General features: G+C 30.0%; 18 protein-coding genes, 1 tRNA gene and 1 pseudogene. 10 read left to right on the top strand and 10 right to left on the bottom strand.

Going from position 1 to position 21,715, the window contains the following annotated elements; all coding sequences use genetic code 11:
• Window positions 1-528, bottom strand: a pseudogene (locus tag ABJG40_RS05095) (DNA polymerase III subunit delta'); the annotation flags it as partial.
• Window positions 529-704: 176 nt separating this feature from the next.
• Between ABJG40_RS05095 and ABJG40_RS05090 the strand changes: the two are divergent.
• Both ABJG40_RS05090 and ABJG40_RS05085 read left to right on the top strand, forming a co-directional pair.
• Window positions 705-1,892, top strand: coding sequence for a phosphoglycerate kinase (locus ABJG40_RS05090; RefSeq protein WP_348023491.1), 1,188 nt, complete (start codon window positions 705-707; stop codon window positions 1,890-1,892).
• 257 nt (window positions 1,893-2,149) lie between these two features.
• Window positions 2,150-3,190 (top strand): aldo/keto reductase, encoded by a 1,041-nt coding sequence (locus ABJG40_RS05085; protein ID WP_348023490.1) that lies wholly within the window; start codon window positions 2,150-2,152, stop codon window positions 3,188-3,190.
• An 86-nt stretch (window positions 3,191-3,276) separates the two neighbouring features.
• On the opposite strand, the gene ABJG40_RS05080 is transcribed toward ABJG40_RS05085, so the two are convergent.
• From ABJG40_RS05080 to ABJG40_RS05070, 3 genes are all read right to left on the bottom strand, one after another.
• Window positions 3,277-4,170 carry a DUF1338 domain-containing protein gene (locus ABJG40_RS05080; protein ID WP_348023489.1) on the bottom strand — a complete coding sequence of 298 codons (894 nt, stop codon included), beginning with the start codon at window positions 4,168-4,170 and terminating at the stop codon, window positions 3,277-3,279.
• A 308-nt stretch (window positions 4,171-4,478) separates the two neighbouring features.
• A complete protein-coding gene (locus ABJG40_RS05075) occupies window positions 4,479-4,784 on the bottom strand; it encodes a DUF6370 family protein (protein WP_348023488.1) in 306 nt (101 codons plus the stop codon).
• A gap of 143 nt (window positions 4,785-4,927) precedes the next feature.
• Complete coding sequence (locus ABJG40_RS05070; RefSeq protein WP_348023487.1) at window positions 4,928-6,613, bottom strand: glutamine--tRNA ligase/YqeY domain fusion protein; 1,686 nt, start codon at window positions 6,611-6,613, stop codon at window positions 4,928-4,930.
• Window positions 6,614-6,722: 109 nt separating this feature from the next.
• On the opposite strand from ABJG40_RS05070, the gene ABJG40_RS05065 reads away from it, so the two are divergent.
• The 7 genes from ABJG40_RS05065 to ABJG40_RS05035 all read left to right on the top strand — a co-directional run bounded on the left by ABJG40_RS05065 (window position 6,723) and on the right by ABJG40_RS05035 (window position 12,638).
• On the top strand, window positions 6,723-6,938 hold the full coding sequence (locus ABJG40_RS05065) for a zinc ribbon domain-containing protein (RefSeq protein ID WP_348023486.1): 216 nt from the start codon (window positions 6,723-6,725) through the stop codon (window positions 6,936-6,938).
• Between the two features lie 224 nt (window positions 6,939-7,162).
• On the top strand, window positions 7,163-7,519 hold the full coding sequence (folB, locus tag ABJG40_RS05060; protein ID WP_348023485.1) for a dihydroneopterin aldolase: 357 nt from the start codon (window positions 7,163-7,165) through the stop codon (window positions 7,517-7,519).
• 61 nt (window positions 7,520-7,580) lie between these two features.
• A tRNA-Cys gene (locus tag ABJG40_RS05055) sits at window positions 7,581-7,651 on the top strand.
• 244 nt (window positions 7,652-7,895) lie between these two features.
• Window positions 7,896-8,045 (top strand): hypothetical protein, encoded by a 150-nt coding sequence (locus ABJG40_RS05050; RefSeq protein WP_348023484.1) that lies wholly within the window; start codon window positions 7,896-7,898, stop codon window positions 8,043-8,045.
• 179 nt (window positions 8,046-8,224) lie between these two features.
• Complete coding sequence (locus ABJG40_RS05045; RefSeq protein ID WP_348023483.1) at window positions 8,225-9,070, top strand: MBL fold metallo-hydrolase; 846 nt, start codon at window positions 8,225-8,227, stop codon at window positions 9,068-9,070.
• A 13-nt stretch (window positions 9,071-9,083) separates the two neighbouring features.
• Window positions 9,084-10,751, top strand: coding sequence for a S8 family serine peptidase (locus ABJG40_RS05040; RefSeq protein ID WP_348023482.1), 1,668 nt, complete (start codon window positions 9,084-9,086; stop codon window positions 10,749-10,751).
• A 60-nt stretch (window positions 10,752-10,811) separates the two neighbouring features.
• Entirely contained in the window at window positions 10,812-12,638 is a 1,827-nt protein-coding gene (locus ABJG40_RS05035) for a M1 family metallopeptidase (protein ID WP_348023481.1), read from the top strand.
• 56 nt (window positions 12,639-12,694) lie between these two features.
• Here ABJG40_RS05035 and ABJG40_RS05030 read toward each other — a convergent pair whose 3' ends face one another.
• The 6 genes from ABJG40_RS05030 to pflB all read right to left on the bottom strand — a co-directional run bounded on the left by ABJG40_RS05030 (window position 12,695) and on the right by pflB (window position 20,450).
• Window positions 12,695-13,360 (bottom strand): LysE family transporter, encoded by a 666-nt coding sequence (locus ABJG40_RS05030; protein ID WP_348023480.1) that lies wholly within the window; start codon window positions 13,358-13,360, stop codon window positions 12,695-12,697.
• Window positions 13,361-13,458: 98 nt separating this feature from the next.
• Window positions 13,459-14,505, bottom strand: a complete 1,047-nt coding sequence (locus ABJG40_RS05025; protein ID WP_348023479.1) for a ferredoxin--NADP reductase — start codon at window positions 14,503-14,505, stop codon at window positions 13,459-13,461.
• 10 nt (window positions 14,506-14,515) lie between these two features.
• Window positions 14,516-15,505, bottom strand: coding sequence for an aspartate-semialdehyde dehydrogenase (locus ABJG40_RS05020; RefSeq protein ID WP_348023478.1), 990 nt, complete (start codon window positions 15,503-15,505; stop codon window positions 14,516-14,518).
• A 254-nt stretch (window positions 15,506-15,759) separates the two neighbouring features.
• The gene (locus ABJG40_RS05015; protein ID WP_348023477.1) at window positions 15,760-17,262 is read right to left on the bottom strand and encodes a DUF3360 family protein; all 1,503 of its coding nucleotides are present in this window, start codon (window positions 17,260-17,262) and stop codon (window positions 15,760-15,762) included.
• A 60-nt stretch (window positions 17,263-17,322) separates the two neighbouring features.
• Window positions 17,323-18,036 (bottom strand): pyruvate formate-lyase-activating protein, encoded by a 714-nt coding sequence (gene pflA / locus ABJG40_RS05010; protein WP_348023492.1) that lies wholly within the window; start codon window positions 18,034-18,036, stop codon window positions 17,323-17,325.
• A gap of 158 nt (window positions 18,037-18,194) precedes the next feature.
• Window positions 18,195-20,450 (bottom strand): formate C-acetyltransferase, encoded by a 2,256-nt coding sequence (gene pflB, locus ABJG40_RS05005; protein WP_348023476.1) that lies wholly within the window; start codon window positions 20,448-20,450, stop codon window positions 18,195-18,197.
• Window positions 20,451-20,679: 229 nt separating this feature from the next.
• Between pflB and ABJG40_RS05000 the strand changes: the two genes are divergently transcribed.
• A complete protein-coding gene (locus ABJG40_RS05000; RefSeq protein WP_348023475.1) occupies window positions 20,680-21,711 on the top strand; it encodes a rhodanese-related sulfurtransferase in 1,032 nt (343 codons plus the stop codon).
• The last annotated feature ends 4 nt before the right edge of the window (window positions 21,712-21,715 follow it).

Raw genomic sequence — 21,715 nt, 5'->3', positions numbered from 1 at the left:
TTTTTCTGGTGGTTCTTCTATTAACTTTAATAATTTGTTTGCGGCAGCAATATTCATTTTTTCTGCCATCCATATAATCATTACTTTAAAACCACCTTCGTAACTTTTAAGTTTTAACTTTTTTACAACTTCTTCTGCTTCATCTACACCAATAATTCCTTGCTTGTTTTCTACACCAATGTGCTGTAGCCAATTAAACAAACTTCCATAAGGTTGTGTTTCTATAAAAGTTCTCCAATCGTTTAAAAACAAACTACTAACAGGGTGTTTTTTTACGTTTTCATTAGAAGTTACAGGATAAGTAAAATGCAAATCTGGATGTTGCAATTTGTCACATTTTAAATTACAAACATCAACATTATCAGAGAAATTACACAATAAAAATTGAGCGTAGGCAATTGCCATTGGCAAAGTTCCACTACCTTCTTTACCCACAAATAATTGCGCGTGCGGAATTCTGCCGTTTTCAGCAGACACTTTTAAGTGTTTTTTAATGTGTTCTTGACCGATAATTTGGTTGAAAAGCATAAGCAAATATAAAATTACTTTATCATTAATTCATCAATTTTAGAAAGCAATCTTTTAATTTTTGATTTCGTTGTAAGAGATACATTGTCTTCGAAAACGTTGTATTGATTTTTAGGATTTCCACATTAAAAAGAGTGAATAAATTGGTATTTTTGTTGAAAATAGATTAATAAAAGATGAAAACACTAAAAGATTTTAATTTCAAGAATAAGAAAGCGCTAATTCGTGTAGATTTTAATGTGCCTTTAAATGATAAATTTGAAGTAACAGATGCTACAAGAATTCAAGCTGCAAAATCTACTATTATAGATATTTTAGAACAAGAAGGTAGTTGTATCTTAATGTCTCACTTAGGTCGTCCAAAAGGATTTCAAGATCAATTTTCTTTAGGTCATATTGTTGAAAAAGCAACTGAAATCTTAGGGGTAAAAGTAAAATTTGTGGCAGATTGTGTTGGTGATAAAGTTGAAGAAGCTGTTGCAAACTTACAATCAGGAGAAGTTTTATTATTAGAAAACTTACGTTTTTATGATGAAGAGAAAAAAGGAAATGTAGAATTTGCAGAAAAATTATCTAAGTTAGGTGATGTTTATGTAAACGATGCATTTGGTACTGCTCACAGAGCACACGCTTCAACAACAATTATTGCTCAGTTTTTCGAAGAAAATAAATGTTTTGGAAACTTGTTAGCAAAAGAAATTGTAAGTATAGATAAAGTATTAAACAATTCTGAAAAACCAGTATTGGCAATTTTAGGTGGTGCAAAAGTGTCATCAAAAATTACTGTAATTGAAAATATTTTAGACAAAGTAGATCACTTAATTATTGGTGGTGGTATGAGTTTTACATTTGTAAAAGCACAAGGAGGAACTGTTGGAAATTCTATTTGTGAAGATGATAAAATGGAGTTGGCTTTAGATATTTTAAAGCAAGCAAAAGCAAAAGGAGTAGAAGTTCATATTCCTGTAGATGTTATTGCTGCTGATGATTTTTCTAATGAAGCAAATACTCAAGTTTTAGATATTAATGCAATTCCTGATGGTTGGCAAGGTTTAGATGCTGGACCAAAATCTAGAGAGAATTTTGATGTAGTTGTAAATAAATGTAAAACTATTTTATGGAATGGACCTTTAGGGGTTTTCGAAATGGAATCTTTTGCAGGAGGAACAATTGCTTTAGGTCATTCTATTGATAAAGCAACTAAAAACGGAGCATTTTCTTTAGTTGGAGGAGGAGATTCTGTTGCAGCTGTTAAACAATTTGGTTTTGCAGAAAAAGTAAGTTATGTTTCTACTGGTGGTGGTGCTATGTTAGAAATGTTAGAAGGTAAAACTTTACCAGGAATTGAAGCTATTTTAAAATAAGCGTTTAATTGTTTATTTGTTTAATCGTGTAATTGTTTAATAGACAGTTATATTTTTAAATCATATTTCAGATTCCAATTAACATTTAAGATGTAAAACTGAGCTTGTCGAAGTTTCATTTTAAAGTATAAATTTATTAAATAAGCGTGTAATTGTTAAAATTACACGCTTATTTTTTTATTCGGTTTTAAGTTTTAATTTCGTGGTTGCTTTTTACAATTACACAAATAAACAATTACACGTTTACACATCAAAAAATGAAATACACAAAATTACCACATACAGATATTGAAGTTTCTAAAATTTGTTTAGGAACGATGACTTGGGGAAAACAAAACACACAAGAAGAAGGTTTTGAACAAATGGATTTTGCCCTTGAGCAAGGTGTTAATTTTTTTGATACGGCAGAATTATATTCGGTTCCTGCAACACCAGAAACTTACGGTTCTACAGAAAAAATTATTGGAAACTGGTTTAAAAAAACGGGTAATAGAGATAAAGTTGTTTTAACAAGTAAAATTTGTGGCCCAGGACCTTATACTGCTCATATTAGAGAGAATGGTTTTGCTAAAGAAGCAATTATAGAAGCTGTAGAAGGAAGTTTAAAAAGATTGCAAACAGATTATATAGATTTGTATCAATTGCATTGGCCAGAGCGTGGTGTTAATACCTTTGGATTGAGAGATTATCCGTATAAAACTTCTAGAAAAGAAGCTGAAAATCATATAGAAATATTAGAAACATTAGATGCTTTAATCAAACAAGGAAAAATAAGACAAGTTGGTTTGTCTAATGAAACTCCTTGGGGAACTTTACAATATTTACAAGCTGCTAAAGAATTGAATTTACCAAGAATGATAACCATGCAAAACTCATATTCTTTAGTGCATAGAAGTTATGAATATGGTATGTCTGAAGTTTCTATGAGAGAAAATATTGGTTTACTTGCATATTCTCCTTTAGCGCAAGGTGTTTTAACAGGTAAATATTTAAGAGGACAAAAACCTGCGGATGCAAGAGGAATTTTATTTCCGAATTATATAACAAGATATCAATCTGATTTGGTTCAAGAAGCAGTTTTAAAGTATGAAGCAATTGCATTAAAACACGGAATAAGTTTAACAGAATTGTCTTTAGCTTATATAAATCAACTGCCATTTGTAACTGCAAATATTATTGGAGCCACTAAAATAAGTCAGTTAAAAGAAAATATTGGAAGTATAGATATTAATTTATCAGAAGAAATTTTAAAGGAAATTGAAGCTGTACATCATTTAATTCCTAATCCTGCACCATAATTTATCAATATAAAACATCAAAAAATCCGAAGTAAATATTTTACTTCGGATTTTTTTAATTTCTTATTTAAAAAACCTTAAATTAATTAAGTCTTACTTATTTGACTTGTAAAAGTACTTTCAAAAATCTTATCTGCATTAGCAGCTTCAAAACCTTCTCTTCTATGTTTTCTTTCTATTTTGTCTAAAGGCAAATGCTTAAATTCTGGCAAAACTTTTCGTTCGGCAAATTCTACATAACTTCCTGCAATTTCTTTGGAAACTCCGTTTGCAAAAGTTGCTTTACATAATTGAGAAATAGTTGCACTTTGTAATAACAAACCATCTGGACTTTTTTTAATAAAACCTCCAGCATCGCTTAATTTTACATCAATTTTTTCTAAAAAATCATTAAATTTCTCTAATGTATTGTAGCCTTTAGCCAGATTATTTACAGTAATTGTGTAATGGTTTAAATAATACCTATTATAAATTACCCAAGCAGCATATTCGCTAATTTCCATTAATTTGTTGTAATCTTCTAAGGTTGGAACTCGCCATAAAGCACTGTGTAAAAAAGTATCAACTTCTTCTGCATTGTCTAAATTTAATTGATCTACAGGGTCTGATGTAACTTCATCTGTATACGATTTTATAATTTTTTGAATTTCATCAGGAAAAACATCAACTATTAATTCGCTTATAAAAATACGTGGGTATTTATCATTTGGTGGTTTGTACCAATGTGCGTTTAGTTTCTTTTTTTCAAAAAAATAAGCATCTTCTTTTGTATAGCCATAATGAAGAAAAATTTTCTCAAAAGAAGCAATTCCTAAATTTTTTACGCCCATAGTTCTAAAAGCAATATGATCATTTTCAATATCTTTTTGCTCTTTAATAACGTTGTTTTTAATTAAAGCGTTGCTTATTTTTAAAACGTCTGGCACTCGTTCTTGATAACGAGACATTAAGCCTTCTAAAACTTTATTTAATGTTTTCATTGAAAATATTTTTTACATCATAAATATATTATTATATCTCCTTTTTTTAAAGACTAAAACGTTAAAAGTAACATAGAACTTAAAAATACTTCATTTTTCGTTTTTTTATTCAGAAGTTGAAAATAGAATACCATTACCAAATTTTCTAACTGCTCTGTATTTTGTAGAAGTTTTAAGTAAAAAAGGAAGAATACATAAAAATATTCTTGTAGATTAGAATCTGTTACAAAAAAATCCGATGAATTTCTTCATCGGATTTTTTGTTTTATCATCCCTACAAAAAGCAGGAAGCTATAATAAGTATTTTGTTACTCAACTAATTTTAAAGCACTCGCTTTAAAACGTCCGCCTTCAATAACACCAGTAATTTCTGCTTGTCTAACTACGTTACAAAAACCAACATGTTTGTCATGAGCATCGCCAAAATCATCAATTCCAAAACCATCTACAAAATAAGTTTTGTCATCAATTTTAACAGCCAAACTACATCCTTTCTCAGAATCTAATTCAAACTTACATTGACCACAAGAAACAGCTGCAATTTGTGTAATCTCTTTTTTGTTTCCACAAGAAAAGGCAATCATAAATACTGATAAAAAAAGTAATTTCTTCATAATTATATGTTTTAAAATATTCTATACAAATTGTTTATTCTCAATTTCTGTTACATCAAGTGATTTTGATTTTTCATCAAAATTGTATCGAGATGTTTTTTTACAACAGTTAAGACTGAAAACTGCCAACTGAATACTGCTTACTATTTCCCACCCCAAGAATCACGTAATCCAACAGTTTTGTTGAATACTAGGTTTTCTGAAGTAGAATCATCATCTACATTAAAATAACCTAAACGTTGAAACTGAAAACGTTCTCCGATTTCTGCAGATTGTAGACTTGGTTCTAAATACGCTTCAATAAGCTCTAAGGAATTTGGGTTTACAAATTCCATATAATCTTTGTCTTTATGAGAATCTGGTGCTTCATCTAAAAACAATCTGTCATAAGCTCTAACTTCTGATTTTACAGCGTGTTTTACAGAAACCCAATGCAAAGTTCCTTTTACTTTACGTTTGCTTTCTGGAGTATCGCTTCCAGATTTTGTTAACGGATCGTATGTACACTGTATTTCTGTAATATTTCCATCTACATCTTTTGTGCAACTATTGGCAGTAATAAAATATGCGTTTTTTAAACGGACTTCCTTTCCTAATTTTAATCGGAAGAATTTTTTATTTGCTTCTTCTCTAAAATCTTCTTTTTCTATATAAATTTCTCTAGAAAAAGGAACTTGTCTGCTTCCAAAACCATCTTCATAATCGTTGTAATTAGCATCTAAAAGTTCTTCTTCACCTTCAGGATAATTTGTAATTACAACTTTAACAGGATCTAAAACAGCCATTACTCTTTTGGCAGTTTTGTTTAAATCTTCACGAATTTTAAACTCTAAAAGTGCTACATCAATCACATTTTCACGTTTAGAAACCCCAACAGTTTCTACAAAACTTTTTATAGCAGCAGGTGTATAACCACGTCTTCTTAAACCAGAAATAGTTGGCATTCTTGGATCATCCCAACCAGAAACAATACCTTCTTCTACCAATTTAAGTAACTTACGTTTACTCATAATGGTATAACTTAAGTTTAAACGAGAAAACTCACGTTGTTTTGGTGGATGTGGATATTCAGACTTACTAAAATCATACACATTATCTCTGAACCAATTGTATAATTTTCTGTGAGGTTTAAACTCTAAAGAACATAAAGAATGCGATATTTGTTCAATATAATCGCTTTCACCATGTGTCCAATCGTACATTGGGTAAATACACCAATCATCACCAGTTCTATGGTGAGATTTGTACATAATTCTGTACATTAAAGGATCACGCATTAACATATTATCATCAGCCATATCAATCTTAGCACGCAAAGTATGTTCACCTTCTTTAAATTTTCCATCTTTCATTCCTTGAAATAATTCCAAGTTTTCTTCAACAGAACGATCTCTAAAAGGACTATTTGTTCCAACTTCTGTTGGCGTTCCTTTTTGCACACGCATTTCTTCTGATGATTGGCTATCTACATATGCTTTTCCGTCTTTAATCAACAAAATTGCCCAATCATACAACTGCTGAAAATAATCTGAAGAATAACATTCGTTTGCCCATTGATAACCCAACCAAGAAATATCTTCCTTAATTGCATCTACATACTCTTGCTCTTCTTTAGCAGGATTTGTATCGTCAAAACGTAAGTTAACAGGTGCGTTATAATGCAAACCTAAACCAAAACTAATACCAATTGCTTTGGTATGACCAATGTGTAAATATCCATTAGGTTCTGGCGGAAAACGAAAACGCAAATTTTCTTTTGGCATTCCATTTGCCAAATCTTCTTCTATAATATGCTCTAAAAAATTGAGCGATTTATTCTCTTCAGACATAATTTAATTAAAAAATTAAGAAACAAAATTACGGAAAATACTTTATAGGATTTGGTAATCTTGTAACAAAGTTAAAGTTACAGCTACTTATAAAATAAAACAATTTACCATGAGCGATAAAATTAGAAACTACACCTGCCCAAAATGCAATTACAAAACCTATAAATTAGGTCAAATGCGAGCAACTGGAGGCACATTATCTAAAATATTTGATATTCAAAATCAAAAATTTACAAGTGTAACCTGCGAAAAATGTACCTATACAGAGTTTTATAAAACCAAAACAAGTGCAATAAGTAACGTTTTCGACTTTTTTACTAATTAGTTTTTGGGTGTTACTTTATACTGTAAGCATACAGTATTAAAGTCGTGCTTTCCACTATATCTTTTTATGCAGTATATATTTTAGCATTAGTATATATTTAAAAGCATTTTATTACTCATCAAAAAGAGATTCTTTAAAAGAAGCATAAAAAGGATGCCGTTTCAATCACTAACACATTTATAAAGTTCCGTTAATAAAAGTATATTTGTCTTTTTAAAGAAACTATGGGAATTATACAAGTTAACAATATCAAGATTTTTACCAATCATGGATGTTTAGATGAAGAAGCTAAAATTGGTTCTGAATACAGAGTAGATGTTGAGGTAAAAGCAGATTTAAAAAAATCAGCTAAATCAGATAATTTAGCAGACACTGTAGATTATGTACATTTAAACCACATTGTTAAAGAAGAGATGGCAATTCGTTCTGAGTTGTTAGAAGAAGTAGCACAGCGTATTTTAGATCGTTTTTTTAAAGAAATCCCAATGATTAAAAAAGCCAAAGTTGCTGTTGCTAAAATTAATCCACCAATTGGTGGAAATGTGGAAGAAGTTGTAATAATTCTTACAAAAAAGCGATAAAGTTAAAAAAGGCTTGCAGAAATTGTAAAATTACGTAAATTTGCAATCCTTAATACAATAAGGTGTCGTGGCCGAGTGGCTAGGCAGTGGTCTGCAACACCATCTACAGCGGTTCGAATCCGCTCGACACCTCAAAAAAAGTCTCAACATAAAGTTGGGACTTTTTTATTTGCTATAAAAAAACTGGTTTAAGTATTTGATTTAGCTAAAAAAGAGTTGATTTATAGTATTGTTAATATTCTGTATGATAAATGGAGTTTTATTTAAAGAAGAAAAGAAGTTATTTAACGAATGTAAAATACTCTTTAACGATTAAAAATTTATTTGTGAGTTTTCATCACTAATTTTGATAGACCAAACAGAAAATTTCATTACTATGTTTTTACAAATTTTACCACCAGACAATTTTACTAATGTGCACTCAGGTTTCGATAACCAATTATTGATAGTTGTTTTAGGTTTATCATTATCCGTTTTTGTAATAATTAAATTAGCAAAATTGTTAAGTAAACTAAAAACTAATTAGTTTAAATTATTTTTGTTTAAAGAGGTTTTAAATAGGTAACCTTTAGATTTTTTTAACAAAAAATTATATATTTTTATACATCTTTGTTTCCTTATATTTTTTTTAGAAGTATAAGGATTTATATTGAATCTTAAATTGTTATTTTTATAAGTAATTTTTTTGATTTTAATTTTAAGTAAATGAAGATATATCCTATTGAAACTGGTAATTTTAAACTAGATGGAGGTGCAATGTTTGGTGTTGTTCCTAAAACTATTTGGCAGAAAACAAACCCAGCAGATCAGAATAATTTAATAGATATGAGTATGCGAAGTATACTTATAGAAGACGGAAATCGTTTAATTTTAGTAGACACTGGTTTAGGAGCAAAACAATCTAATAAATTTTATAGCTATTATTATCTTTTTGGAGATTTCTCTTTAGATACTTCTTTAGCAAAACATGGTTTTCATAGAGATGATATTACAGATATTTTTTTAACCCACTTACACTTTGATCATTGTGGAGGAGCTATAGAATGGAATTCTGATAGAACTTTTTTACAACCCGCGTTTAAAAACGCAAAATTTTGGTCTAATGACAAACATTGGCAATGGGCAACAGAACCAAATGCGAGAGAAAAAGCTTCTTTTTTAAAAGAAAACATCAACCCAATTAAAGAAAGTGGTCAATTAAATTTTATTTATAGCAATTATAAAGATCAAATAGGTTTTGATATACTTTTTATGGATGGTCATACAGAAAAACAAATGTTACCAATGATAAACTATCAAGGTAAAACAATTGTTTTTATGGCAGATTTGCTACCAACTATTGGGCATATACCTTTGCCTTATGTTATGGGGTATGATACAAGACCACTAATAACAATAAAAGAAAAAGCTGCATTTTTAAATCAAGCTGCAGATAAAGAATACTATCTTTTTTTAGAACACGATGCGTACAATGAACTTTGTACTGTTAAGCATACAGAAAAAGGAGTAAGATTAAAAAACACACACAAATTTATAGATATATTTAATTAAGATAAGAGAGATTATGAAGATTTTAAAACCTATTTTTTATACAGCAGTTGCAGGTTTATTTTTAACTAGTTGTAAGTCAATTTCTAACATTCCTGTTCCTGTTGGTTCAGATATTGTTATTAATGCAACAGCTAAAAAAGCAAAATTAACAGATATAGAAAAAGATAACTGGCAACATTTAGATTTAATTAAAGACTCTATTCCTGGAATGAGTGTAGATAAAGCTTACGAGTTTTTAAAAGGAAAAATAGGAGTAGAAGTAGTTGTTGGAGTTGTGGATTCTGGTACAGATTTAAAGCACGAAGATTTAATAGATGTTGCTTGGGTTAATAAAGAAGAAGTTGCTGGAAACGGAATTGATGATGATAAAAACGGTTATGTTGATGATATTAATGGATGGAACTTTTTAGGAAGCTCATATAAAGAACATTTAGAATATGAACGTATTTTAATGAATCCTTCAATTACAGATGCAGAAACTTTAGCAGAAGTAAAAAAATACCATAAAGAAAAAGTTGACGGTGCTAAAAAAGCAAATGAAAATTTAATGCAAAATAAAGTAAGATATGAGCAATTATTGCAAGGAGTAAATAATGCTGATGCTGCTTTTACCAAGCATTTTGGTAAAAAAGATTATACTACAGCAGAAGTAATGTCTTTAAAAACTGAAGATGCAGAATTGTTAAAGAACATACAAGTGGCTAAGACTATTTTTGGTTTTGGTTTACCATCTTTAACTGTTGCAAAACAAGAAATAGAAAAAGGTGTTAATTATTTTATCAAACAATTAGCAAATAATAAAAAACTAATTGATGGAGATAATTTAAAAACTGATTATAGACTTGAAGTTGGTGATAATGCATATGATATAAATGATAAACCAGGTTCTGGTGATGCAAACACAGGGCATTCAACTAAAGATGAAGCTCATGGTTCTCATGTGTCAGGTATTATTGGTGCAACAAGAAACAATGGAAAAGGAATGAATGGAGTTGCAAATAATGTAAAAATTATGGCAGTACGTTCTGTTTCTGATGGAGATGAGTATGATAAAGATGTAGCTTTAGGAATAAGATATGCTGTTGATAATGGAGCAAAAGTGATTAATACAAGTTTCGGAAAAGCGTTTTCACCAAATAAAGAATGGGTTTATGAAGCAATTAAATATGCAGCAAAAAATGATGTTTTAATTGTAAATGCTGCTGGTAATGATGGTAAGAACATAGATATAGAAAAAACGTTTCCAAACGATTCTGAAGATTTAACAACAGAAATTTCTGATAATGTTTTAACAATTGGTGCAATGAGCGCTAATTATAATGAAAAATTACCTGCAAGTTTTTCTAACTATGGTAAAATAAATGTAGATGTTTTTGCTCCTGGAGTACAGGTAAATTCTACAACACCAGAAAATGGATATGCTAAATTTAGTGGTACTTCTATGGCTGCTCCAGCTACAGCTGGTGTTGCAGCTTTAATCCGTTCTTATTATCCTAAATTGTCTGCAAGTCAAGTAAAACATATTTTAATGAATTCTGGTACTAAAATTAATTTTGATGTAATTAAACCAGGCACAAAAGATGAAAAAGTTCCTTTTTCAGAACTATCAGTTTCTGGTAGGGTTGTAAATGCTTACAATGCCTTAAAGATGGCAGACAGAATGGTAAATGGGAAAAAATAATTATTAATAAAAACAGCAATTTTTAATTGCTGTTTTTTATAACTTTAAAATAAAAAATAAATGAGAAAAATTTATTTATTTGGATTGTCTTTAATTGTGTTAACTTCTTGTAAGGTTATAAAAGACACTACTTACGTAGCAAAAGATACTTATTGGCAACAACATGTAGATTATACTATGGATGTAGATGTAGATGTTAATAAGTATCAATACAAAGGAAAACAAACATTGATTTACACTAATAATTCTCCTGATGATTTAAATAAAGTATTTTATCATTTGTATTTTAATGCATTTCAACCTGGTTCTCAAATGGACGTTAGATCTTTAAATATTAAAGATCCAGATAAAAGAGTAAGAGATAGAATTAGTAAATTAAAACCAGAAGAAATAGGTTATATTAAAGTAAACTCTTTAAAACAAAACGGAGTTGCTGTTTCTCATGAAACTGTTGGTACAATTTTAGAAGTAGTATTAAATAAACCAATAAAATCTGGAGAATCTGTAACTTTTGAAATGGATTTTGATGCACAAGTTCCATTGCAAGTTCGTAGATCTGGTAGAACAAATAAAGAAGGTATAGCGTTATCTATGTCGCAATGGTATCCTAAATTAGCAGAATACGATTTTCAGGGTTGGCATACGCCTCCTTACATTGCAAGAGAATTTCAAGGTGTTTGGGGAGATTTTGATGTAACAATTCATATTGATAAGAACTATACAGTTGGTGGTACAGGATATCTACAAAACCCACAAGAAGTTGGTCATGGTTATGAAGACGCTGCTAAAGAAATCAATTTACCTAAAGGTGATAAATTAACTTGGCATTTTAAAGCACCAAGAGTTCATGATTTTATGTGGGCTGCAGATAATGAGTACGCTCATGATATTTTTAAAATGGAAAATGGAATAGATTTACATTTCTTATACAAAAAAACTTTAGATGCTAAATATCTAAAAAGTTGGAAAGATGTTCAGCCAAAAACAGCTGAGTTAATGACGTATTTTAGCGAAAATGTAGGTCAATACCCATATAAACAATATTCTGTAATTCAAGGAGGAGATGGAGGAATGGAATATGCAATGTCTACTTTAGTTACTGGTAAAAGAAGTTTTGGCAGTTTATTTGGCGTTACAGCTCATGAGATGGCACATACTTGGTTTCAGTTTTTATTAGCATCAAATGAAAGTCTACACCCTTGGATGGATGAAGGTTTTACAACTTATATTTCTACAAAAGCTTCTTATGATATTCTTAAGGCTGGTGATAAAAATCCAAATACTGGTCCTTATAAAGGATATAACAAAATGGTAAAATCAGGGGCAGAAGAAGTGCTTACAACACATGCAGATAGATATCATACAAATAGAGGTTATAGTTTTGGTAGTTATGGAAAAGGAAGTATGTTTTTATCTCAATTAGAATATGTAATTGGTGCAGAAAATACTGCAAAAGGATTAAAAAAATACTTTAAAGATTTTAGTTTTAAACATCCAACACCAAATGATGTTAAACGTTCTATGGAAAAAGTTTCTAGTATTCATTTAGGTTGGTATTTAAACGAATGGACACAAACTTTACATACTATAGATTATGGAATTAAATCTGTAGAAGGAAATAAAATTACTTTAGAAAGAATTGGTCAAATGCCAATGCCAATTGATGTAGAGGTTACTTTTACAGACGGAAGTAAAGAAAGTTTTAATATACCTTTAGAACTAATGAGAGGTAGTAAACCAACAGATGCAACTGTATTAAAAGATTGGGGTTGGGCATACCCAACATATTCTTTTACTACATCTAAAACTATTAAAACAGTAGCAATAGATAAAAGCTTATTAATGGCTGATGTTAATTTAGAAAACAATGTGTTTGAAGTGAAATAATCTTAAATATACAGTAATAAAAAAGCGAGGTTTTTACCTCGCTTTTTTATTACTTTTTAATGAATCAATTCATTAATACTTTCATTTGGGATTAAACCTTTTAGTATTAAAAAAACACCACAGATTAAAAGGATTATCCCCATTATTCTTTTTAAACGATAAATAACAATTGGTGTCATTTTATTTTTCAATTGCTTAGCAAGAAGAATTTTACCTAAATCTGTAACTGCATATCCTAAAATGATTGTGGAAAAATACCAAAAAATGGCACTTTCATTCATTTTTAAAGTGGGTCCAATTACTAAAACTGTACCTAACCAAAAAGCTAACACACCTACATTTATAAAGTTTAAGAAATAGCCTTTAAAAAATAGTTTGAGGTAATTATTTTTAATTGGAACTTCTGTAATTTTTGCAGATTCTAAAGCTTCTTTTTTATTCTGTTTATCAAAGTAGGTGATAAGGCCATAAATGATAAGAACGAGACCGCCAATAAAGAATAAACGTGGATCATCTTTAATTTTTTCTAATAAAGATCTACTTCCATAATAAGCAATTAAGATAAAAGTAATATCACCTAAAATAACACCTAAATCAAATGCAATTGCAGCTCTAGCTCCTTTTAAAATACTGGTTTGAATCAGCATAAAAAAAACAGGTCCAATCATAAAAGCCATGAAAAAACCTATAAGAAAAGCATTTTTAAAGTCGTAAAAATCCATAGTATAAAAATACTCTTTTTAATTTAAGGGCAAAAAAGAAAGGATGGAAAAACCATCCTTTCAAAATAATATATATTGTTTTTATTTAGATTTAAAATCTAAACATCATCAAAATCTATAGAAATTTTTGCTGTTGTAGGATATGCTTGACACGCTAAAACGAGACCTTCTTCAATTTCTTCATCAGATAAAATAGAGTTTTTAACCATAACAGCTTTTCCTTCTGTTACTTTACATAAACATGAGCTACAAACTCCACCTTGACAAGAGTAAGGAGCATCTAAATTATTACGTAAACTAGCAGCTAAAATATCATCTGTTTGTTGCATTGTAAAGGTAGTTTCTTCATCATCTAACAAAACAGTTACTTCAGTTGTGCCTTCTTTAATTTCTGATGCAGCTTCTTCATCAATAGACGCTGTAAACAATTCGAAATGAATATTTTCTTTACTAATTTTATTACTTTCTAAAGTTTTAGAAACCAATTGAATCATTTCTTCTGGTCCACATAAAAAAGCTTCATTAAAAGAAGTTTCTTTGTACATGTTTTTCACAAAATAATTGGTGACATTTTCGTCAATTCTACCTCGTAATTGATTTTTTACATTTTCTCTACTAAAGATAAAATGTAAATTAAAATTATTTGAATAAGTTTCTTTTAAAGACTTTAATTGGTCAAGAAAAATAGTGTCATCTTCAGATTTATTACCATAAACTAAAGTAAAAGTAGATGTAGGTTCAGTTTTTAAAACTGTTTTTACCATTGATAAAATTGGCGTAATACCAGAACCAGCTGCAAAACCAATATAGTTTTTGTTTTTATCAGGATTTAAAATAAAACGACCTTCTGGAATAGTAATTTCTATTTCATCACCAGCCTTTAATTTAGATGTTGCAAAAACAGAAAAAGTTCCGTTTTCTACTGCTTTTATTGCCACTCTTATATCCCCACTTTTTGGAGTAGAACAAATTGAATATGCTCTTCTTATTTCTTCTCCATTAATTTCTTTTTGAAGAGTGATGTATTGACCAGCAGTAAAATTAAATTCTGAATTTAAATTTTTGGGTATGTCAAATAAAACAGAAACCGCATTAGCGGTTTCTTGTTTTATTTCTTTTATGGTTACTTTATGAAATGTTGCCATTAAATATGTTTTATACCAAATTATTTTCTACTAAATATTCGGCAATTTGAACTGTGTTTGTAGCTGCACCTTTACGCAAGTTATCTGCAACTATCCACAAATTTAATGTATTTTCTTGAGATTCGTCTCTTCTAATTCTACCAACAAACACTTCATCTTTATTATGTGCATTTACAGGCATAGGATAAACGTTGTTTGCTAAATCATCTTCAACAATAACACCTGGAGTATCGTTTAATATTTGACGAACTTCAGTTAAATCAAAATCATTTTTAAACTGAACATTTACAGCTTCAGAATGCCCACCAGCTGTAGGAATTCTAACCGCAGTTGCAGTTACAGAAAAAGAATCGTCACTTAAAATTTTCTTTGGTTCTTTAACCAATTTCATTTCTTCTTTAGTGTAACCGTTTTCTAAGAAAACATCGCAATGAGGTAAAGCATTTCTACCAATTTTATGAGGATACGCCATTTCGCCTTCTATTCCAGCTTCTTCATTATCTAGTTGCTGAACTGCTTTTACACCTGTTCCAGAAACTGATTGATAGGTAGAAATTACTACGCGTTTCATGTTATATTTAGAATGTAATGGTGCTAAAGCCATTACTAACTGAATTGTAGAGCAGTTAGGGTTTGCAATAATTTTATCATCGGCAGTTAAAACATCGCCATTAATTTCTGGCACGACCAATTTTTTAGTTGGATCCATTCTCCAAGCAGAAGAATTATCTATAACAGTTGTACCAGTTTTTGCAAATTTTGGTGCCCATTCTAAAGAAGTATCTCCACCAGCAGAAAATAAAGCTACATCTGGTTTCATTTTTACTGCATCTTCTAAGGTAACTACTGTGTAGTCGTTTCCTTTGTATGATAATTTTTTACCAGCAGATCTTGCAGATGCAACAGGTATTAATTCTGTTATCGGTAAATTACGTTCTTCTAAAACTTGTAACATTACTGTTCCAACCATTCCAGTTGCTCCAACTACAGCTATTTTCATCAGTATTTATATTTAATGATTTTTATTATGCTGCAAAGATGCTAAAAAAAAGGGTGAAATAAATTACATAAAGTCTTCTAAGTCAATCAAAGTTTAAAAATTTAGCAAATAAAATTCTAATGTTTAAAATTAAACTAGTTGATATAATTTTAAATAAAAAAGAAAAACCACCCAGTTTTTAAATACTGAATGGTTTAATTATAGTTAATTGTTTATTGTTATTAAGGTGTTGTATTTTGTTGAAATTTAATGTTTTATAGGTATGGTAAAATTCCGTAACTAGATTCTAGCATTCCAACAGCAAGCATTGCTATAATGCAAATTACAAGAATACTAAGAGGAATTACCCATTTATCTATAAAAGATAATGTTTTTGGTCTTTCTTTATCTCCAATTAATCCATTATTATCTAAAAACATAGCCAAAGCCCAGGCTAAAACAGGGTTTGTAACCATTGCTGTAAAAATACATATACCTGCTGCTTGTGAACAAGAACTTTTTTTAACCATTTGTATACCAGCTTCAATCATAGGAAGAAAAACCCCTACTAATAGCGCTATAGCCCTAACTGGTGGCCAAACAGCAATATCCATTGGGCTACCTAAAATTGCTACAGCTATTACCATTAAACCTAATAAAATTGCACCAGCAGGAATTGGTCTTTTGGCAATTGCAGCAGGAATCATGTATGTACCCCAAGAGGATGTAATATTACCTCCACCAACAGCTGTACCAACCATTTGTCTAATAGAACACATGGTCATGGTATCATCAACATCCATTAAAACTTTTTCAGATTTTTTTGGATAATTCATTTCCTGAAAAATTCTATGCCCTAAAAAATCAGGAGACCACATAGCAACAGCTAATATTGCAAATGGTAAAGAAGCAATAAAATGTTGAGAATTTGGTAGTCCAAGCATCCAACCTTCTTCAGTGCTACCCCACCAATAAGCAGGGTTTAAGTTTGGTAAACCGAATTCTGTAGTAAATTGTAAATCAAAACTAGCACCTCCTATTAAGGCAACAATTAATGCTGTAATTGCACAAGCAGGTATTGCTAGCCAGCGTTTTTCAACTCTAGCAAGATAACTATATAGAATAACAGTAATTGCTAAAATTATTAGTCCTAAGTATCCCATAGATCCAGCTTCAACAGAAGTAGACTCTAAACCCATACTCCAATTTTGAATGGTTTTTATTTGAACTAAAGCACCAGAAAAACCTAAGAATATTAACAAACCACCAGCTACACCTTTACTAGTTAGGTTTACTAAACGAGATCCTCCTTTAACAATACTAAGTATAAGTCCAAAAACACCTATTAAAATTGCTAAGGCTAATGGATGAGCACCTGCAAGTGCAATACTTGCAATTAAAGGAATCATAGGTCCATGATTACCTGCTAAGTTAGCTCTAGGATTAAAAAAACCTGATGCCAAAATAACAAATAAGAATGCTGGTATTATCATTTCTACTCTAGAAACTTCAATTGCAAATTCTTTACCAAGTGTAATGTGATCCCAAGCTTCAGTTAAACCTTCTGCCCACGCCATCATTACAGAAGAATACATTGCAATAATACCTAATGTTCCAGCAAAAGCTGGGACTAAATCTTCCCATTCAAATCTAAAATCTCTTCCAGGAAGGTTTAATTTATATCTTCGAGGTTTCATGATTTGTAATTCATGATCTAAATATTCTGATCTACTTTCAAATTCTGAAGCCGGTTTGTGATTTTCTTTATAAGTTTTCATGCTTTAACATTTTTCTGCTTTTTAATAATTTTTAGATTGCAGAATTTTAGACAAAGTGATTTAATTTATTTTTACTTTTTTAAAGTATGTGCTTAAAATTTTAGAAGCATTTTCTAGTTCTTCTTTTGTATTTTCTCTTGCATCTTTCAATTCATACTCCCAACCTAAAGCATCCCATTTATGGATACCTAATTTATGGTAAGGTTGTAACTCTATTTGTTCTATGGTTTTATAATCTTTGAAATAGTTTCCTAATTCGTGTAATAGTTCTGGTGTATTGGTAATTTCTGGAATTAAAACATAACGTAACCACATTTTTTTACCTGAAGATTCTCTATGTTTTGCAAAATTAAAGGTAGTTTCTTTGTTTCTCTTACCTGTAATTTTTTGAAAACCTTCTTCTCTCATGTGTTTGATATCTAGCATGACTAAATCTGCATAGTTATCTAATAATTTAATTGTTGGGTGATTTAACAAACGACCATTAGTATCTAAATTGGTGTGAATTCCTTCTTCTTTTAGTCTTTTAAAGAAAGGTATTAGGTTATGAGCTTGTAACAATGGTTCTCCTCCAGAAACAGTAACACCTCCTTTATCTCCAAAATAAGATTTCATTTTAATAGCTCTTTTTACTAAATCTTCTATGTGGTATTCTTTACCTCCATGTGTATCTATAGTATCTGGATTGTGGCAATATTGACATTTTAATTTACATCCTTGTAAAAAAATAACCAATCTAATTCCTGGTCCATCATGAGTACCAAAAGACTCTATGGAGTGTACGTTTAATATGTTTTCTTTAGTTTTAATAACAAATAAATTTTAATGAATAAAAAAAGGGATTCGAAAAATAAAATTAATACTTTATTAAAAAGTAGGCTCTAAAAAGAGTCAATTTTATTTTTGAATCCCTTATTAATACATAAAAAGGACTACATAGATTCGTGGAAAGAACGCGAAATAACTTCCATTTGTTGTTCTTTAGTTAATCTAATGAAGTTAACTGCATAACCAGAAACTCTTATAGTTAATTGAGGGTGATTTTCTGGATGCGCCATTGCATCTAATAAAGTTTCTTTGTCTAATACATTTACATTTAAATGTTGTGCACCATGCTCAAAGTATCCGTTTAAAGTTGCTACTAAGTTGTCTATTCTGTCTTCTTGAGTAGAACCTAAAGATTTAGGAACAATAGAGAAAGTATTAGAGATTCCATCTTGTGAATCTTTATAATCTATTTTTGCTACAGAGTTTAAAGAAGCAATTGCGCCATTTGTGTCACGCCCATGCATTGGGTTTGCACCAGGAGCAAAAGGTACACCTTTAGCTCTACCATCTGGAGTTGCACCTGTTTTTTTACCATATACAACGTTAGATGTAATTGTTAATACAGACATTGTTGGTTCTGCATCTTTATACACTTTTAATTTCTTTAATTCATTGTTAAAGTCTTCTACACCATCGTGAGCAAAAATATCTACTCTATCATCATCGTTTCCGTATTTAGGGAAATCTCCTTCAATTTTAAAATCTACAGTTAATCCTTCTTCGTTTCTAATAGGTTTAACTTTTGCATATTTAATTGCTGATAAAGAATCTGCTAAAATTGATAAACCAGCAATACCATAAGCAATGTTAATTTGTGGATTTGTATCAATTAAAGCCATTTGCGCTTTTTCGTAGTAATATTTATCATGCATGTAGTGAATAATATTCATTGCATCATTATAAACTTTTGCTACTTGTTTCATGGCAATTTTATAGTTAGCCATTACTTTATCAAAGTCTAAATATTCACTATCATCAGCTTCAATACCATCAACCATTTGAGTACCTGTGATTTCGCATTTACCACCGTTAACCGCTAATAATAATGTTTTAGCTAAGTTAGTTCTTGCGCCAAAAAATTGAATTTGTTTACCGATTTCTTGGTAAGAAACACAACAAGCAATTCCGTAATCATCAGAACCTCTTAAGTTTCTCATTAAATCATCATTTTCAAACTGAATAGATGAAGTATCAATAGAAACTTTTGCACAGAAATTTTTAAAATTTTGTGGTAATAATGGAGACCATAAAACTGTAATGTTTGGTTCTGGTGATGGACCTAAGTTGTATAATGTATGTAAGAAACGGTAAGCAGTTTTGGTAACTTTTGTTCTTCCATCATTTAACATACCACCAATTGCTTCAGTTACCCAGGTTGGATCTCCAGCAAAAATTTCATCATAAGCAGCCATACGTAAGTGACGTACCATTCTTAGTTTCATCACAAACTGATCAATGTATTCTTGTGCTTCTATTTCTGTTATTGTTCCGTTTTTTAAATCTCTTTCAATAAAAATATCTAAAAAAGTAGAAACATTACCTAAAGACATAGCAGCACCATCTTGTTCTTTTACAGCAGCTAAGTAAGCCATATAAGTCCATTGTACAGCTTCTTGAGCATTTTGAGCAGGTCTGTTTAATTCTAAGTTGTAATGGTTACCCATAACAATCATATCTTTTAAAGCTTTAATTTGTTCAGAAACTTCTTCTCTTAAACGAATAACAGCATCAGACATTGGTCCTTCAATATTTTCTAAATCTGCTTTTTTAACTTCAATTAATTTATCTATACCATATAAAGCAACACGTCTGTAATCACCAATAATTCTACCACGTGCATAATTGTCTGGTAAACCTGTTAAAAATCCTAAAGAACGAAATTTTCTAATTTCTGCATTGTAGGCATCAAAAACACCATCATTATGAGTTTTTACGTATTTAGAAAATAATTCGTTAATTTCTTCACTTGGTTTTAAACCATGTTCTTGTAAAGCTTTTTGAACAACTTTGTAACCACCAAAGGGTTTCATTGCTCTTTTTAATAAACCATCAGTTTGTAAACCAACAATTGTTTCATTTTCTTTATCTATATAACCAGCACCAAAGCTAGCAACTCCAGAAATAGTATCAGTATCAACAGAGTGTACACCATTATTCTGTCTTTCCTGTTTCATTCCTTCTTTACATACCTCCCAAAGTTTTTGAGTTTTTTCACTTGCTCCAACTAAAAATTCTGCATCTCCATAATAAGAAACTATATTTTTTACAACAAAATCTCTTACATTAATTGATGTGTTCCAAACTCCTTGTTTAAAGTTTTCACTTTGTGGTTTTTCTAAAATTAATTCTTCTAATTCCATTAGTTTATATATTTAAAGTTTTTATGTATTCTTTTTATGTACTACAAATTTATGGTAGAAGTAATTTTCAAAATATGATATTAGTTAGGTTTTTGAATTATTTAAGAAAACGTTGTAGTTGTTTTTTTGCTGATAATCAGTTAAGTAAAATACTTATTGTTAAAAATGAGAATCTCAAATAAATAACTACATTTGCAAAAAAATATTTGTTTAACTAAATTAGTATAGCATGCAACTGTACAATAAGTTAAGCGCAAAAGAACGCGCTGCATTAATAGATGAGGCAGGTAAAGACCGCCTTACAATTTCTTTTTATCAATATTATAAGATAGAAAACCCACAATTATTAAGAGATAAATTATTTTTAGAATGGAATGATTTAGATGTTTTAGGAAGAATTTATGTTTCTTTCGAAGGCATAAATGCTCAATTATCTGTTCCGTCAGAAAACTTTTACGCTTTAAAAGATCAATTAGATAGTATTTCTTTTTTAAAGGATATCCGTTTAAATGTGGCTGTTGAACAAGATAACAAGTCTTTTTTAAAGTTAAAAGTAAAAGTTAGAAATAAAATTGTTGCAGATGGTTTAAATGATGAAACTTTTGATGTTACCAACAAAGGTGTACACTTAAATGCCAAAGAATTTAATGAAATGTTGGCAAATCCAGATACGGTTTGTGTAGATATGCGTAATCATTATGAAAGTGAAATTGGTCATTTTGATGGTGCTGTAACTCCAGATGTAGATACCTTTAGAGATTCTTTAGATATTATTGAAGAAGATTTAAAAGACAACAAAGAAGATAAAAATTTACTGATGTATTGTACTGGCGGAATTCGTTGTGAAAAAGCATCTGCTTATTACAAACACAAAGGATTTAAAAATGTTTTTCAACTTGAAGGCGGAATTATAGAATACACACGTCAAGTAAAATCAGAAGGAATAGAAAATAAATTTGTAGGTAAAAATTTCGTATTCGATCACAGAAGAGCAGAACGTATTACAAACGATGTAGTTTCTAATTGTCATCAATGTGGAAAAGCTTGCGATACACACACAAACTGTGCAAATGAAGCTTGTCATTTATTGTTTATTCAATGTGATGAATGTTCAGAAAAGATGGAAAACACCTGTTCTACAGACTGCCAAGAAATTATAAAACTTTCTTACGAAGAGCAAAAAGAGTTAAGAAAAGGTAAAGGGAACAGTAATAAAATCTTTAAAAAAGGACGTTCTGAAGTTCTAAAATTCAAAAAATAAGAGC

The organism is Polaribacter sp. (assembly GCF_039939415.1).
GTDB lineage: Bacteria > Bacteroidota > Bacteroidia > Flavobacteriales > Flavobacteriaceae > Polaribacter.
This window is presented reverse-complemented; position numbering and strand designations above follow the sequence as displayed.